Annotated in this window: 15 protein-coding genes; 4 read left to right on the top strand and 11 right to left on the bottom strand. The window is 58.5% G+C overall.

Annotated elements, in window-relative coordinates; translation table 11 throughout:
• Positions 1–9: 9 nt before the first annotated feature.
• The 6 genes from DWF74_RS15840 to DWF74_RS15865 form a co-directional block, all read right to left on the bottom strand.
• Positions 10–807 (bottom strand): ParA family protein, encoded by a 798-nt coding sequence (locus DWF74_RS15840; RefSeq protein WP_011064388.1) that lies wholly within the window; start codon positions 805–807, stop codon positions 10–12.
• Positions 808–825: 18 nt separating this feature from the next.
• Positions 826–1,461, bottom strand: a complete 636-nt coding sequence (gene rsmG, locus DWF74_RS15845) for a 16S rRNA (guanine(527)-N(7))-methyltransferase RsmG (RefSeq protein WP_170001428.1) — start codon at positions 1,459–1,461, stop codon at positions 826–828.
• Between the two features lie 5 nt (positions 1,462–1,466).
• A complete protein-coding gene (gene mnmG / locus DWF74_RS15850) occupies positions 1,467–3,359 on the bottom strand; it encodes a tRNA uridine-5-carboxymethylaminomethyl(34) synthesis enzyme MnmG (RefSeq protein WP_115582448.1) in 1,893 nt (630 codons plus the stop codon).
• 560 nt (positions 3,360–3,919) lie between these two features.
• Positions 3,920–4,252 (bottom strand): hypothetical protein, encoded by a 333-nt coding sequence (locus DWF74_RS15855; protein WP_115581265.1) that lies wholly within the window; start codon positions 4,250–4,252, stop codon positions 3,920–3,922.
• Positions 4,253–4,380: 128 nt separating this feature from the next.
• Complete coding sequence (locus DWF74_RS15860) at positions 4,381–5,202, bottom strand: phytanoyl-CoA dioxygenase family protein (RefSeq protein ID WP_102862418.1); 822 nt, start codon at positions 5,200–5,202, stop codon at positions 4,381–4,383.
• 48 nt (positions 5,203–5,250) lie between these two features.
• Entirely contained in the window at positions 5,251–6,639 is a 1,389-nt protein-coding gene (locus DWF74_RS15865) for an amino acid permease (RefSeq protein ID WP_115581266.1), read from the bottom strand.
• A 345-nt stretch (positions 6,640–6,984) separates the two neighbouring features.
• Here DWF74_RS15865 and DWF74_RS15870 point away from each other — a divergent pair, with 345 nt between their 5' ends.
• Positions 6,985–7,818 (top strand): AraC family transcriptional regulator, encoded by an 834-nt coding sequence (locus tag DWF74_RS15870; RefSeq protein WP_102862420.1) that lies wholly within the window; start codon positions 6,985–6,987, stop codon positions 7,816–7,818.
• A 60-nt stretch (positions 7,819–7,878) separates the two neighbouring features.
• On the opposite strand, the gene mnmE is transcribed toward DWF74_RS15870, so the two are convergent.
• From mnmE to rpmH, 5 genes are all read right to left on the bottom strand, one after another.
• Entirely contained in the window at positions 7,879–9,249 is a 1,371-nt protein-coding gene (mnmE, locus tag DWF74_RS15875; protein ID WP_115581267.1) for a tRNA uridine-5-carboxymethylaminomethyl(34) synthesis GTPase MnmE, read from the bottom strand.
• A 79-nt stretch (positions 9,250–9,328) separates the two neighbouring features.
• Entirely contained in the window at positions 9,329–11,029 is a 1,701-nt protein-coding gene (gene yidC / locus DWF74_RS15880; protein ID WP_110652498.1) for a membrane protein insertase YidC, read from the bottom strand.
• A gap of 2 nt (positions 11,030–11,031) precedes the next feature.
• Complete coding sequence (yidD, locus tag DWF74_RS15885) at positions 11,032–11,277, bottom strand: membrane protein insertion efficiency factor YidD (RefSeq protein ID WP_003213574.1); 246 nt, start codon at positions 11,275–11,277, stop codon at positions 11,032–11,034.
• On the bottom strand, positions 11,270–11,671 hold the full coding sequence (rnpA, locus tag DWF74_RS15890; protein ID WP_197662869.1) for a ribonuclease P protein component: 402 nt from the start codon (positions 11,669–11,671) through the stop codon (positions 11,270–11,272). The genes yidD and rnpA overlap by 8 nt, the downstream gene beginning before the upstream one ends.
• A gap of 16 nt (positions 11,672–11,687) precedes the next feature.
• Positions 11,688–11,822 carry a 50S ribosomal protein L34 gene (gene rpmH, locus DWF74_RS15895; RefSeq protein ID WP_003213577.1) on the bottom strand — a complete coding sequence of 45 codons (135 nt, stop codon included), beginning with the start codon at positions 11,820–11,822 and terminating at the stop codon, positions 11,688–11,690.
• A gap of 566 nt (positions 11,823–12,388) precedes the next feature.
• Between rpmH and dnaA the strand changes: the two genes are divergently transcribed.
• The 3 genes from dnaA to recF are packed head-to-tail and all read left to right on the top strand — an operon-like array spanning position 12,389 to position 16,196.
• The gene (dnaA, locus tag DWF74_RS15900) at positions 12,389–13,930 is read left to right on the top strand and encodes a chromosomal replication initiator protein DnaA (RefSeq protein ID WP_115581268.1); all 1,542 of its coding nucleotides are present in this window, start codon (positions 12,389–12,391) and stop codon (positions 13,928–13,930) included.
• 38 nt (positions 13,931–13,968) lie between these two features.
• Entirely contained in the window at positions 13,969–15,072 is a 1,104-nt protein-coding gene (gene dnaN / locus DWF74_RS15905) for a DNA polymerase III subunit beta (RefSeq protein WP_011058392.1), read from the top strand.
• A 20-nt stretch (positions 15,073–15,092) separates the two neighbouring features.
• Positions 15,093–16,196, top strand: a complete 1,104-nt coding sequence (gene recF / locus DWF74_RS15910) for a DNA replication/repair protein RecF (protein ID WP_102862424.1) — start codon at positions 15,093–15,095, stop codon at positions 16,194–16,196.
• Positions 16,197–16,200: the final 4 nt, after the last annotated feature.

The raw sequence follows: 16,200 nt of genomic DNA on the forward strand, positions 1-16,200 counted from the left end.
GGGGATTCCTTAAGTTGGCTGGGCGGCTGCGACGCGCGATTGTTTACGTTGCCGGCGAACCATCTCGCCCGCCAGGGCCAGGTAGGCCAGCGCGCCACGGGATTGTTTGTCGTACGCCAATGCCGGCATGCCGTAGCTCGGCGCCTCGGCCAAACGGATGTTGCGCGGAATCACGGTGTCGTACAGCTGATCGCCGAAGTGTTCCTTGAGCTGCGCGGAAACATCGTTCATCAGGCTCAGGCGCGGGTCGAACATGGTACGCAGCAAGCCTTCGATCTTCAGCTCGGGGTTGAGCAGTTCAGCGATACGCTTGATGTTATCCACAAGGTCGCTCAGGCCTTCCAGCGCGTAGTACTCGCACTGCATGGGGATAATCACCCCATCGGCGGCCACCAGGGCGTTGAGGGTGAGCATCGACAGCGACGGCGGGCAGTCGATCAGGATGTAGTCGTAGTTTTCACGAATCGGCGCCAGGGCGCTGCGCAGACGGCTTTCCTTCATCTGCATTTCCAGCAGCACCACTTCCGCGGCCGTCAGGTCGCGGTTGGCCGGCAGCAATTGATAACCACCGTGTTCGGAGAAGTGCATGGCCTGGGCCAGGTCGCATTCACCAATCAGCAGGTCATAGACCGAGTTTTCCAAACCGTGTTTATCCACACCGCTACCCATGGTGGCGTTGCCCTGTGGATCGAGATCGATCAACAGCACCCGGCGCTTGGTCGCTACCAGGGATGCTGCGAGGTTGATGCAGGTGGTGGTCTTGCCCACGCCACCTTTCTGGTTCGCTATCGCGAATACCTTAGCCATTCTTGCTTGTGTTCCCAATCATGCCGTGCGGCGCAGTATCAGCAGATGGCGTTGGCCTTGGCAACCGGGTACGGCCAAGGCGTGTTCGCTATCGAGGTGGAAGTCTGCCGGCAATGCTAACAGCTCATCCGAGGGATGGACGCCCTTCATTGCCAGCCAGCGTGTATCGCGGTCGCCCAGGTGGCGGGTCCAGTTGGTGAAGTTCTCCATGCTGCTGAACGCCCGGGAAATGATCCCGTTGAAAGGCTGTTCAGGCGTGAAGGCTTCGACCCGGCTGTGGATAACTTGCAGGTTATCCAGCTTGAGTTCGAGTTTGACCTGTGTCAGGAAGCGGGTTTTCTTGCCGTTGCTGTCCAGGCAGGTGACTTGCGACTCGGGAAACAGGATTGCCAGAGGGATACCGGGCATCCCGCCGCCACTGCCAACATCCAGCCAGCGGCCGTTTTCGATGAACGACATTACGCTCAAGCTATCGAGCAGATGGCGGGAGACCATTTCATCCGGGTCGCGCACCGCCGTCAGGTTGTAAGCCTTGTTCCACTTGATCAACAGGGCCAGGTAACCCAGCAGCAATTCGTGCTGGGCTGCGCTCAGATTGACACCGAGCTGGCGAGCGCCTGTGGATAACTCATCCGCGTGTTGTGGGGTGACCATAGAACTCAAGCGCTTTGCTCCAACTGACGGCCCGCGCCGCGTTTTTTCAAATGAATCATCAACAGGGAAATCGCCGCCGGGGTCACGCCGGGAATACGCGACGCCTGGCCCAGGGTTTCCGGACGGGTTGTGCCGAGCTTGCTCTGGATCTCCTTCGACAGGCCAGAAATGCCGGTGTAATCGATATCCACAGGCAGCTTGGTGTCTTCACTGGCGCGCAGACGGGCAATTTCGTCCTGCTGGCGATCGATGTAGCCGGCGTACTTGGTCTTGATCTCGACCTGTTCCGCGACCTGTGGATCTTCTGCGCCGTATCCGGTCACTTCGACCAGACCAGCGTAGTCGATTTCCGGACGGCTCAGCAGGTTCAGCAGGTTGTACTCGTGGGTCAGCGGTGTGCCGAATTTCTGAGCAATGGCATCGCCCTGCTCGGTGCCCGGACGGACCCAAGTGGACTTCAGGCGTTGCTCTTCCTGGGCAATGCCTTCGCGTTTCTTGCAGAAAGCGGCCCAGCGCACGTCATCCACCAGACCCAGCTCGCGACCTTTTTCGGTCAGACGCAGGTCGGCATTGTCTTCGCGCAGAATCAGGCGGTATTCGGCCCGGGAAGTGAACATCCGGTACGGTTCCTGGGTACCCAGGGTAATCAGGTCATCCACCAGCACACCGATATAGGCTTCATCGCGGCGCGGGCACCAGCTGTCTTTGCCCTGGGCACGCAGTGCGGCGTTGGCCCCGGCCAGCAAACCCTGGGCGCCGGCTTCTTCGTACCCGGTGGTGCCGTTGATCTGACCAGCGAAGAACAGGCCGCCAATGACCTTGGTTTCCAGGCTGTATTTCAAATCCCGCGGATCGAAGTAGTCGTACTCGATGGCATAACCCGGGCGCACAATGTGTGCGTTTTCCATGCCGCGGATCGATTGCACGATCTGCAACTGCACGTCGAACGGCAGGGATGTGGATATCCCGTTCGGGTACAGCTCGTGAGTGGTCAGGCCTTCAGGTTCGATAAACACCTGATGGCTTTCCTTGTCGGCAAAGCGATGGATCTTGTCTTCGATCGACGGGCAGTAACGTGGGCCAATGCCTTCGATCACCCCGGAATACATCGGCGAACGATCGAGGTTCGAGGCGATGATCTCGTGGGTGCGGGCGTTGGTGTGAGTAATCCAGCAACTGACCTGTTGTGGATGCTGTTCTTTCGAGCCCAGGAACGACATCACCGGAATCGGTGTATCCCCAGGCTGTTCGGTCATGACCGAGAAATCCACAGAACGGCCATCGATGCGTGGCGGAGTACCGGTTTTCAGGCGGCCGACCCGCAGTGGCAACTCCCGCAGACGTTGTGCAAGGGCGATCGAAGGTGGATCACCTGCGCGACCGCCGGAGTAGTTCTGCATTCCGATGTGGATAAGTCCACCGAGGAAGGTTCCGGTGGTAAGCACCACGGATTCCGCGAAGAAACGCAGACCCATCTGGGTCACGACACCGCGTACCTGATCCTGTTCAACGATCAGGTCATCTGCGGCTTGTTGAAATATCCACAGGTTCGGCTGGTTCTCGAGGATCTCGCGCACCGCCGCCTTGTACAGAACACGGTCGGCCTGGGCGCGGGTAGCGCGCACGGCTGGGCCTTTGCGGCTGTTCAACACACGAAACTGAATACCGCCCTTATCGGTCGCCATGGCCATCGCCCCACCTAGGGCATCGATTTCCTTGACCAGATGGCTCTTGCCGATCCCACCAATTGCGGGGTTGCAGCTCATTGCTCCGAGGGTTTCCACGTTATGCGTCAGCAACAGGGTTTTGGCCCCCATGCGTGCTGATGCAAGTGCTGCCTCGGTACCGGCATGACCGCCGCCGATGACGATCACTTCAAAACGGGAAGGGAAATCCACCACGCACCTCGTGCCTGCTTCAAGTAGGAGTAATTAGGAGTAGTTGTCGGGTTGGTTTTTGGACCAAGGCGGCAAGTATAGGGACTTAGCCCTTCCTAAAGAACCCTTTGCACAAAATTTAACCAGCTGTGGATGAATCACGGTCAATAGAAATTAAAAGAGAGAAATTTATTAAATCCTTGTTTTTATGTTTATTCTTATACACACGACTTTCTGTGGATAGATTGCTACAGACCTTTATATTCAATATGTACAGAGGTTTTAAACTCTGTGATTAGGTGGCCAGGAGGCCCTTGGATAAGCGGTTTAAACCTGTGGATGAATGGGGTGGTTATCCACAGGCGTGGTTTTCCTCAGTTTTGAAGCCTGGTTATCAACCGAGCTGAAGGGCAGTTATTCACAGGGCTTAATCCACAGAAAACATCCGCGTCCAGGGAAACTCAGGCACAGGTCGACCTTGTTGTGGCCTCAACGGCTACAACGGATCGATCAGGGAGAGGGAGAAACAGACAGGCTGCGCGAGCCTGTCTGTGGATAACACCAGGTGATGATTGCAGCGGTTACTCGGGGCGCTTGACCAGGCGACCTTGTATCCACCAACTCGACGCCAGCGTGACAATGACCAGGACCAGCCAGTATTTCTTCAAACCAGCCTTGGCGCTATCGAGTATCGAGGCGCTGGCCATGTCATTGCCCGCCAGAGATGGGTTAGTCGAGATCCCGTCGTTCAAGCTTTGAGCTTCAGCCTCTGGGGAGTTCTGGGCCGAAACGGCGGACGGCTCGAAGGCGGCGACACCCTCCGCCACAGGCGCCTGATCCGAGGGAAGTTGAGCCCAACTGCCTTGGCAGACAAGGGCCAGAACCAGTACCGCGAGATAGCTACAAAAGCGCATAAACACCCTTCCATCCATTTGATAGCAGCGACCGCGGATGCTGGCCGGGGCTTGAACGAATGAATATCAGCTGATTCCGATTCTTCCGACGGCCTCAAGCCGCTGATCCGCTGGTTTCTGCACAGGCTTCATTTGCCCTGGCATGTCCACAAGTAAGGGAAAAGCTCATGTTCCATCGGCGCCCCGGCAGGCAGAGCCGTGGCCAGCCCTGGAAACTCGGGCGAGGTGCGCCAGGGTCGGGGGGCATGACGCATGTCATCTCCCAGAAAACGCAGCGAAAATGCCCGACGCCGGCGATCTCCCCCCACACCGCCAGAGGCATGCAGGGTGAGCATGTGGAAGAACACCGCGTCCCCGGGTTCCAGGGCCCAGCCAAGGATAGTGAAGGCCGAGCGATCGGCTTCGATGTCCGGCAGGTCCGCCAGACTGCCTTCGGGAAACCATTTGGCCTGATTGTCCAGGAAGGTTCGCGGCATCAGCCAGGGACCACGATGGGAACCGGCGACAAACTCCAGTGTGGATGCCCGCGCCACCGGGTCCACGGGCATCCACATGCTGCAGTTTTGTTGGCCCTCGACGTTGTAGTACGGCTGATCCTGATGCCAGGGCGTGGCTTGCCGAGTGTTGGGCTCCTTGACCAGCAGGTGATCGTGATAGAGCCGCACGTTGTCGCTTTGCATCAGCTGGCTGGCGACATGGCCTACCCGGCTGTTGAAGATGAAGCGCCTGTAGTCGGGGTTGTCCTGCCAGTTGCAGAAGTCCTCGAAGAACCAGCCAGGATCATCCGCCTGGCTAGCGACCTTGGCCCGCTCGCTGGGGCTGGCCAGGTTGTGTTCGATCCCCCGCTCCAGCAGCGCCACTTCGTCGGCACTGAACAGCTGGCGAATACACACGGCACCATCGCGCTGAAACGCCTCGATGGTTGAAGGGGGCAGGTGGAACGCTTGCATGGTGTTTTCCTTTTCATCCAATGGAGGGCGGCACAACGGCCGGGATCCTCAGTCCGGGAGGGGCACATCAGTGAGGGCGGTGTTCGGCCTGATCCATATCCAGTAGGCCAGTGACAGCAAGGCCAGCCAGCCGACACCGACATAAAGTGCCAGGCGGGTTTGCGCAAAGGCGCCGAGCACCACAAAGATGAACAGCATGAAGAGCACCGCGCAGACCTGGCCAGCGGCGCCGAAAGGTACGGGAAAGCCCAGGGCAGCGATTTCCTCCGGGCTCATGCTACGGCGCATGGCCATCTGCGAGAGCAGGATCATCAGCCATACCCAGACCACCGAGAAGGTCACCAGCGAAGCAAACACCAGGAACAATTCCTCGGGTACCAGGTAGTTGAGCAAGACACCGAACAGCAGAGCCACGGACATCACCAGCACCGTCATCCAGGGGACTCCGAAGCGCGAGGTGCTGGCAAACGCCGCAGGGGCCTGACCGATCGCCGCCATGCCGTACATCATGCGGCCGGCACTGAAAATGTCGCTGTTGATCGCCGAGAACACCGCGGAGATCACCACCAGGTTCAGTACCGTTGCCGCTGAATTTATCCCCAGGCCACTGAAGATCTGCACGAAGGGACTGCCCTGGCTGCCGATACCGGACCAGGGAAACAGCATCAGCAACACCAGCAGGGTCAGGATGTAGAAGATCAGAATCCGCAGTGGCACGGAGTTGATCGCTTTGGGAATCATGCGTTGCGGGTCCTTGGCTTCGCCCGCCGTGATGCCAATGACCTCGATCCCGCCAAAGGCGAACATGACAATGGTGAACGAGGCGATCATGCCCTCCAGGCCATTGGGGAAAAAACCACCATAGGCCCACAGGTTGCTCAGGCCCACAGAATGCTGTCCGTCACCCAGCTGGATACCGAAGAGCAGTACCGCAAAGCCTCCGCCGATCATTGCGATGATCGCCGCGACCTTGAGCAGTGATAGCCAGAACTCCATTTCGCCAAAGATCCGCACATTGCACAGGTTCAAGGCGCCGATCCCCAGCACGATGCTCAGCACCCAGATCCAGCGGGGCGTATCGGGGAACCACAGGCTCATGTAGACACCAAAGGCGGTGACGTCCGCCAAGCACACCATGAGCATCGAAAAAGCATAACTCCAGCCGGTGAGAAACCCCGGAAAGCGTCCGAGATAACAACTGGCGTAATGCCCGAAGGAACCCGATACCGGGTTTCTGACAGCCATTTCCCCCAAGGCGCGCATGGTCAGGTAGATCGCCGCTCCGCCGATCAGGTACGCCAGCAGTACCGAAGGACCGGCCTGCTTGATGGCGGCCGCCGAACCGTAGAACAACCCGGTGCCGATGGCTGAACCCAGCGCAATGAAACGGATGTGCCGGGTGCTCAAGCCACGGTTTAACGCAGTCGTGCTAGCCATTTCTGTTCCTTGAATGCCGGACTGTCGACCCCGTCGGCGTCCATCGGCCGACCCTGGGGCAATAGCCGGACTATTTCCTCAGGTGTACAAACCTGTACACCTGTCAGGATGCAAATCAGGTACCACTTGGGGAATGAAGAATAAAAGTGCCGAACGCGTCGGATGGTGCGGATAAATGGCGGAAACTTGAGCCCATTTACGAAATGGACCTGTTACTCAAGACCGCAGGTTCATCGGCTGGAATCGGGAAAGGGGGTAAAGGTAACGTCGTTGTCCCCCGGGGCCGGTAAAAATCGCAAAATCTGCAAATCTGCCGTCGCTACAGTGGAGTACCAAGGAGGCCTTATGAAACCTGCAACCCGAATCCATTACGGCCAGCGCATGGAGCCGGTGCTGCGTTGGCTGGCAAGCCATCCACACAGCGATCCGGACCTGTACCACCTGGCGGACCTGGCCTGTATGTCGGCTTACCACTTTCATCGCATCTACCGTGCAATGATGGGAGAAACGCTGAACGCCACGGTGCAACGCATTCGCATGCACCTGGCAGCCGCAGCGCTGGCAGGCACTGACGCGGATCTGGCCGAGGTGGCTTTGCGTGCCGGCTACGAGTCGGGGGCGGCGTTCAACCGGGCATTCTCTGGTGTTTTCGGGTTGCCGCCTGGGCGTTATCGCGCAACCCGTTCCCGTCCTTTCGACCCTGAGGTGTCAAATATGTACCCCATCACAATCGAAACCTTCCCCGGCGTTGTTCTGGCAGCCCTGCCTCATCAGGGCTCCTACCAGGAAATTGGTCCGGTGTTCACCCGCGCTTTCATGCTGGCCGCCAGCCGGGGGCTCATGCATTCGGACACCAGCGGATTCGGTGTCTACTTCAACGACCCCGAGCAGGTCCCGACTGAGCAATTGCGCTCGCTAGCCGGAGTCGCGGTCGCGCCCGATGCAGACCTGGGCGAACAGCTGGAAAGGTTCGACATTCCTCCAGGGCGCTACGCAATCCTGAATTACGTGGGCCCCTACAACGAGATGGATAAAGCCTATGCCTGGATGTTCTCCGAGTGGCTGCCTGACAGTGGGCTGACACCAGGGGATTTTCCGATGTTCGAACACTATGTGAACGATCCACGCGTCACCCCACCCGCACAGTTGCAGACGCGCATCTACCTGTCGGTGGAATAAACGCCGTCCGCTACCGGCAGGGGGGTGGATAACCTCTGCCGGAGCTCACTGGGTGCGGCTCTACTTGCCGATGCAAAAGCTGGAAAAGATCCGTCCCAACAGGTCATCGGAACTGAAGGCCCCGGTGATTTCTCCCAGGGACTGCTGGGCCTGCCGCAGATCCTCGGCCAGTAGCTCACCGGCACCGGCCAAGGTCAGCTGGGCACGGCCATGCTCCAGTGCGGCACTGGCGTAGCGCAACGCTTCGAGGTGCCGGCGGCGGGCACTGAAGCTGCTTTCCGACGTCTGTTCATAACCCATGCAAGCCTTGAGATGCTCACGTAGCAAATCCAGCCCGACACCGGCAGACATGGCACTGAGGCTGATGGTCACATGGCCATCCTCACAGGTTTCAAGAGCGATGGGCTCGCCAGTCAGATCGGCCTTGTTGCGGATCAAGGTCACCTTGGCCGGGTCCGGACGCTGCTCAAGAAATTCAGGCCACAGGGCGAAGGGATCAGCCGCTTCTGCTGCAGTGGCGTCCACCACCAGCAATACCCGGTCGGCTTCACTGATGGCCTTGAGCGCACGTTCGACGCCGATTTTTTCCACTTGATCCTCGGTGTCCCTGAGGCCGGCGGTGTCCACCACGTGCAACGGCATGCCGTCGATGTGGATATGTTCCTTGAGAATGTCCCGAGTTGTGCCGGCGATATCAGTGACGATGGCCGCCTCACGCCCGGCCAGGGCATTGAGCAGGCTGGACTTGCCGGCGTTCGGACGGCCAGCGATCACCACCGTCATGCCGTCACGGAGCAAGGCGCCCTGCCCGGCCTCCCTCAGTACTGTGGATAACTCGTCGCGGACCGCATCGAGCATGCTCAACACATGGCCATCGGCGAGGAAGTCGATTTCCTCCTCGGGAAAATCAATCGCCGCTTCGACATAGATCCGCAGGGCAATCAGCTGTTCGGTCAAGTTATGCACACGCTGGGAGAATGCCCCCTGCAGCGAGCGCAAAGCGTTGCGCGCGGCCTGTGCAGAACTGGCCTCGATGAGGTCGGCAATGGCTTCGGCTTGTGCAAGATCGAGCTTGTCATTGAGAAAGGCGCGCTCGCTGAACTCTCCAGGTCGGGCCAGCCGGCAGCCCAGCTCCAGGCAGCGCTGCAGCAACATGTCGAGGACGATGGGGCCGCCATGGCCCTGCAGCTCCAGCACATCTTCGCCGGTGAAGGAGTTCGGCCCCGGGAAATACAGGGCAATGCCTTCATCCAGCACCTCTCCCTGTTCACTGAGAAAGGGGCCGTAATGCGCAAACCGCGGTTTCAATTCGCGGCCGCTGATGGCCTTGGCGGCCAGGCTCGCCAGGGGCCCGGAAATCCGTACGATGCCCACGCCACCGCGACCTTGGGCAGTGGCGACAGCGGCGATGGTTTCACGAGGGACATTCATAACCCGACATCCAGACAAAAGTGACAGATAGCAAAACGCCCCACTAGGGGGCGTCTTGTGTGGTTATCCACAGCGTAGGTCAGGCTTCCGCTTTCTTGGTAGCCGCTTCGATCTTACGAGTGATGTACCACTGTTGTGCGATCGACAGGCAGTTGTTCACTACCCAGTACAGCACCAGACCTGCAGGGAACCACAGGAAGAAGAAGGTGAAGATGATCGGCATCATTTTCATCACCTTGGCCTGCATCGGATCCGGAGGCGTCGGGTTCAACTGCTGCTGGATGAACATGGTGGCGCCCATGATGATCGGCAGGATGAAGAACGGATCCTTGATCGACAGGTCGGTAATCCACAGCATGAACGGTGCCTGGCGCATTTCCACGCTTTCCAGGAGTACCCAGTACAAGGACAGGAAGACCGGCATCTGCACCAGGATCGGCAAGCAGCCGCCCAGCGGATTGATCTTCTCTTTCTTGTATAGCTCCATCATCGCCTGGGACATTTTCTGACGATCGTCGCCGAATTTTTCCTTCAGCGCGGCCAGTTTAGGAGCCACGGCACGCATGCGCGCCATCGACTTGTAGCTGGCAGCCGACAGTGGGAAGAAGATCCCCTTGATCAGCATGGTCAGGAAGATGATCGACCAGCCCCAGTTACCCACCAGGCTGTGGATATGTTGCAGCAGCCAGAAGATCGGCTGGGCAATGAACCACAGGAAGCCGTAGTCGACAGTCAGTTCCAGACCTGGGGACAACTCTTTCAGCACCGCCTGGCTTTTCGGGCCGGCGTACAGAATGGCACTGGTTTCAGCCTTGGCGCCTGGAGCAACGGTCATCGAAGGGCCGGTGTAGCCGATGATGTAGTTGCCTTTGCTGTCTTTGCGCGCCAGAACCTGGTTATTTTCGCCTTTTGGCGGAATCCAGGCGGTCACGAAGTAGTGCTGCAGCCAGGCTACCCAGCCACCCTGAACATTTTCAGTGATGGGCGCCTTGGTTTTGTCCTCGTTCACCTTGTCCATGTCTTTCATGGACACTTTCTTGTACGGCTCGGAACTTGTCCACAGGGCGGCGCCCAGGTAAGTCGCAGTGCCGGTGGCGGTGCTGGAGGATGGATCGGAACTGGCGTCGCGCTTGAGCTGGGCGAACATCGCACCGGTCCAAGGTTGCGCGCTTTCGTTATCGATCAGGTAGGAAACGGTGATGTCGTACAGGCCACGCTTCAGGGTGAAGCGTTTGATGTAGTTGACGCCGTCCTTGCTGAACTTCAGGTCGACCACCAATTGGTCCTGACCGTCAGCCAGTTGATAACTTTTCTTCTCTGCCGAGTAGATCGGGCGACCGGCCGGGTTGGCGTCCGGGCCGCTGCTGCCAATCAGGCCACTTTGTGCCAGATAAGTCCGTTCGTTGCCGTTATCGAACAGCTGGAAAGGAATTTCCGGGTGGTCCTGACGACGTGGATACAGTGGCAAACGCAGTTGCGCGATATCCCCACCTTGTGGATCGACAGCCAGGTCGAGCACATCCGTTTTGATCTGAATGAGATCTTTGCTTGCAGCAACCGGCGCTTCTGCGGGTGCAGTGGTATCGCTTGCGGCGCGTGGAATGTCGTCGTTGGCAGCGGAAGTGCCAGTTGGCGTATCCGGCAAGCCCGGAGCGGTCGTGCTGGAAGCAACATTCTGAGTCGGCAGGGCAGCCTGGCCATAATCCTGGTTCCATTTAAGAACCATGACATAGGACACGATTGCCAGGGCGACGATCAGGATCGTGCGTTTGATATCCATGATTACTCGGCCATCGAAGAAGAACGGGAGGTAGGGATAGGTGGAACCGGGTCATAACCACCGGGATTCCACGGATGACAGCGACCTAAACGACGAAAGGTCAGCCAGCCACCGCGCAGAAGGCCATGATTTTCGATGGCTTCTAACGCGTAGCAGGAACAACTGGGGTAGAAACGACAGTGATTGGCCATCAGAGGACTAATGGCATAGCGGTAAAACTGGATCGGAACGAGTGCCAGTTTACGCATCGGGACTGTCTACCCCTACAGTTTCGGATTTGACTGCTGGTTCCGGCTTGTTGCGTGCCAGACGTTTCCAGAGTTTGCCGAAATGCTGAATCAATTCGGGGTTTTCTACATCGCCCAAACCTTTGCGCGCGACGATAACGATATCCCATCCGACCAGTGAGTCCTGGTGGAGACGAAACGATTCGCGCATCAGACGCTTGAGGCGATTGCGCTCAACGGAGAGCTTTACGCTCTTTTTCCCGATCACGAGCCCCAGACGGGGATGATCCAGGTCGTTGTTGCGCGCAAGGAGCAGGAGATTTTTCCCCGGAACCTTGCCGGTAGGGGAGTCAAAGACCGCCTTGAAGTGCCGGGGGGTAAGCAGACGCTTTTCCCGACTGAAGTCCTGACTCACCTCCAGTGCCGGATTATCAAACTGCCAGACGCGCACGACCTTTGGCGCGACGACGCGACAGGACGGCACGACCGTTCTTGGTAGCCATGCGAGCACGGAAACCGTGGGTACGAGCGCGTTTGATAGTGCTTGGTTGGAAAGTACGTTTCATGTCGTGTTACCTGGTTCGTCCACAACGGGCCGGAATGGCCCCCGTTTTAAGAGATCGGCGATTCTAGAGAAAGCAAGCCTCTAGGTCAATTTCCAACCAGCTTTTCCTTTATCTATGTATGTCCGGGTCCTGGGTTGTGAGTCAGTCTTGGCTAGATATAAAAATAAAGAAGGAAAGTATTTAAAGCTTTTCTGTAAAGCTTATAAAGGCTAGGGACGGCACCTTCTGTGGATAACTGGCTTAAGCCCTTATAGTCCGTACTGTACAGAGGATGACAACACGGTTGAGAAACGGTGTCCTGCCTGTGCTGCGCTATCGGAAAACCTGTGTGTGGAACGAGAGGTTATCCACAGGCGAGTTACCCACAGAGTTTTGACCCGAGTTGTGCAATGACCTCAGGTGGGGTTATCCACAGAGCTTATGCACATACCACTGGTCGTGTTTATTCGGGGTAAGGCGTTGATTCTTAGTGTCCTGAGGGCACGCTACATGTGGATAAGTGGACGGCTGATCGCTACAATGGCCGCTTGTTTTTGCCTCACCGGCTTTCAACTTAGGGGATATCCGTGTCAGTGGAACTTTGGCAGCAGTGCGTGGAGCTTCTGCGTGATGAGCTGCCTGCCCAGCAATTCAACACTTGGATCCGTCCGCTACAGGTCGAAGCCGAAGGCGACGAGTTGCGTGTCTACGCACCGAATCGTTTTGTTCTCGATTGGGTCAACGAAAAGTACCTGGGCCGCGTGCTCGAGCTGCTGGATGAACACGGCAACGGCAGTGCGCCGGTTCTTTCCTTATTAATAGGCAGCAAACGCAGTTCGGCGCCTCGCGCTGCACCTAATGCGCCACTGGCCGCCGCTGCCTCGCAAGCGCTGCAAGCGGCAGCAGCCAATGCCACCCCGGCGGCGGCTCCTGCGCCAACTCCGGTACCCACTTCAGCTCCGGCCAAGAAAGCCGCGGCGCAGAAGAGTGCCGAGGTCAGCGAAGAACCCTCTCGTGACAGCTTCGACCCGATGGCGGGCGCCAGCTCGCAGCAGGCACCGGTACGCGCTGAGCAGCGTACTGTCCAGGTAGAAGGTGCGCTCAAGCACACCAGCTACCTGAACCGCACCTTCACCTTTGAAAACTTCGTCGAGGGTAAGTCCAACCAACTGGCTCGGGCAGCGGCCTGGCAGGTGGCGGACAACCCCAAGCATGGCTATAACCCGCTCTTCCTTTATGGCGGCGTCGGTCTGGGTAAGACCCACTTGATGCATGCCGTGGGTAACCACTTATTAAAGAAGAACCCGAATGCCAAGGTCGTGTACCTGCATTCCGAGCGTTTTGTTGCCGACATGGTCAAGGCGTTGCAGCTCAACGCCATTAACGAATTCAAGCGTTTCTATCGTTCGGTCGACGCATTGCTGATCGACGATATCCAGTTCTTCGCTCGCAAGGAGCGTTCCCAGGAAGAGTTCTTCCACACCTTCAATGCCCTCCTCGAAGGCGGCCAGCAGGTGATTCTCACCAGCGACCGTTATCCGAAGGAAATCGAAGGCCTGGAAGAACGCCTCAAGTCCCGCTTCGGCTGGGGCCTGACGGTAGCGGTCGAACCGCCGGAACTGGAAACCCGGGTGGCGATCCTGATGAAGAAGGCCGACCAGGCCAAAGTCGAACTGCCCCACGATGCGGCGTTCTTCATTGCTCAGCGAATTCGTTCCAACGTCCGTGAACTGGAAGGCGCACTCAAGCGGGTCATCGCCCACTCGCACTTCATGGGGCGCGACATCACCATCGAGCTGATTCGCGAATCGTTGAAGGACCTGCTGGCGCTGCAGGACAAGCTGGTGTCTGTGGATAACATCCAGCGCACCGTCGCCGAGTACTACAAGATCAAGATTTCCGATCTGCTGTCCAAGCGACGTTCGCGTTCGGTAGCCCGCCCCCGTCAGGTGGCCATGGCCCTGTCCAAGGAACTGACCAACCACAGCCTGCCGGAAATCGGCGATGTGTTCGGTGGCCGCGACCACACTACGGTGCTGCACGCCTGCCGCAAGATCAATGAACTTAAGGAATCCGACGCGGACATCCGCGAGGACTACAAGAACCTGCTGCGTACTCTGACCACTTGATGACTCCAACGCAGCTTATTAAGGCAAGGGACTAGACCATGCATTTCACCATTCAACGCGAAGCCCTGTTGAAACCCCTGCAACTGGTCGCCGGCGTCGTCGAACGCCGTCAGACCTTGCCGGTACTTTCCAACGTGCTGCTGGTTGTCGAAGGCCAGCAACTGTCGCTGACCGGTACCGACCTGGAAGTCGAGCTGGTCGGTCGTGTGCAACTTGAAGAGCCTGCAGAGCCGGGGGAAATCACCGTTCCCGCGCGCAAGCTGATGGACATCTGCAAGAGCCTGCCCAACGACGCGCTGATCGACATCAAGGTCGACGAGCAGAAACTGGTGGTGAAGGCCGGTCGTAGCCGCTTCACTCTGTCGACCCTGCCGGCCAACGATTTTCCTACCGTGGAAGAAGGCCCGGGTTCGCTGACCTGTCAGCTGGAGCAGAGCCGCCTGCGTCGCCTGATCGAACGCACCAGCTTCGCCATGGCCCAGCAGGACGTGCGCTACTACCTCAACGGCATGCTGCTGGAAGTGTCCGCCGGGATCATCCGCGCCGTGGCCACCGACGGTCACCGTCTGGCCATGTGCTCGATGCAGGCGGATATCGGCCAGCCCGATCGTCACCAGGTGATCGTGCCGCGTAAAGGCATCCTGGAGCTGGCCCGTCTGCTCACCGAGCCCGATGGCAACGTCAGCATCGTCCTGGGTCAGCACCACATTCGCGCCACTACCGGCGAGTTCACCTTCACCTCCAAGCTGGTGGACGGCAAGTTCCCTGACTACGAGCGCGTGCTGCCAAAAGGCGGTGACAAGTTGGTACTGGGTGACCGTCAGGCCCTGCGTGAAGCTTTCAGCCGTACCGCGATCCTGTCCAACGAGAAGTACCGCGGTATCCGTCTGCAACTGGCCAATGGTCAGTTGAAGATCCAGGCCAACAACCCGGAGCAGGAAGAAGCGGAAGAAGAAGTGGGTGTTGAATACAACGGCGGCTCGCTGGAAATCGGCTTCAACGTCAGCTACCTGCTGGACGTGCTGGGCGTGATGACCACCGAACAGGTGCGCCTGATCCTGTCCGATTCCAACAGCAGTGCGCTGGTGCAGGAATCCGACAACGACGACTCGGCTTACGTTGTCATGCCGATGCGCCTGTAAACATGCTCAGCAGAAGCTAGATGTCCCTCAGTCGCGTCTCGGTCACCGCGGTGCGCAATCTGCACCCGGTGACCTTCTCCCCCTCTCCCCGCATCAACCTTCTCTACGGCGCCAACGGCAGTGGCAAGACCAGCGTGCTGGAAGCCATCCACCTGCTGGGGCTTGCCCGCTCGTTTCGCAGTGCCCGCCTGCTGCCGGTGATCCAGTATGAACAGCTGGCTTGTACGGTCTTTGGCCAGGTGGAGTTGGCCCAGGGTGGGCACAGCAGCCTGGGGATATCCCGGGATCGTCAGGGGGAATTCCAGATCCGCATCGACGGTCAGAATGCCCGCAGCGCGGCGCAGCTCGCGGAAATCCTGCCGCTGCAACTGATCAATCCGGACAGCTTTCGTCTGCTGGAAGGCGCTCCAAAGATCCGCCGACAGTTCCTGGACTGGGGAGTGTTCCATGTGGAACCTCGCTTCATGTCCACCTGGCAGCGCTTGCAGAAGGCCCTGCGGCAGCGGAACTCATGGCTGCGGCATGGTACACTTGACGCCGCTTCGCAAGCGGCCTGGGACCGGGAACTGTGTCAGGCCAGCGCTGAAATCGATGAATACCGCCGCGCATACATCAAAGCCTTGAAACCAGTCTTTGAGCGGACCTTGGGCGAGTTGTTGCAGCTCGAGGGCCTGACGCTTAGCTATTACCGTGGTTGGGACAAGGACCGAGAGCTCAGTGAAGTGCTCGCGGCCGCCCTGCACCGTGATCAGCAAATGGGTCATACCCAGGCCGGTCCACAACGTGCTGATTTGCGTCTGCGCTTAGGCGGACACAACGCCGCGGACATCTTGTCCCGTGGCCAGCAGAAGTTGGTGGTCTGTGCCTTGCGCATTGCCCAGGGGCACCTGGTGAGCCAGGCCCGTCGCGGTCAGTGTATTTATCTGGTGGATGACTTGCCGTCCGAGTTGGACGAGCAGCATCGCCGCGCACTTTGTCGCTTGTTGGAAGACTTACGCTGCCAGGTGTTTATCACCTGTGTAGACCACGAATTATTGAGGGAAGGCTGGCAGACGGAAACGCCAGTCGCTTTGTTCCACGTGGAACAAGGCCGTATCACCCAGACCCACGACCATCGGGAGTGAAGGC

The organism is Pseudomonas protegens, from assembly GCF_003363755.1.
In the GTDB taxonomy this organism is placed as follows: Bacteria; Pseudomonadota; Gammaproteobacteria; order Pseudomonadales; family Pseudomonadaceae; genus Aquipseudomonas; species Aquipseudomonas danubii.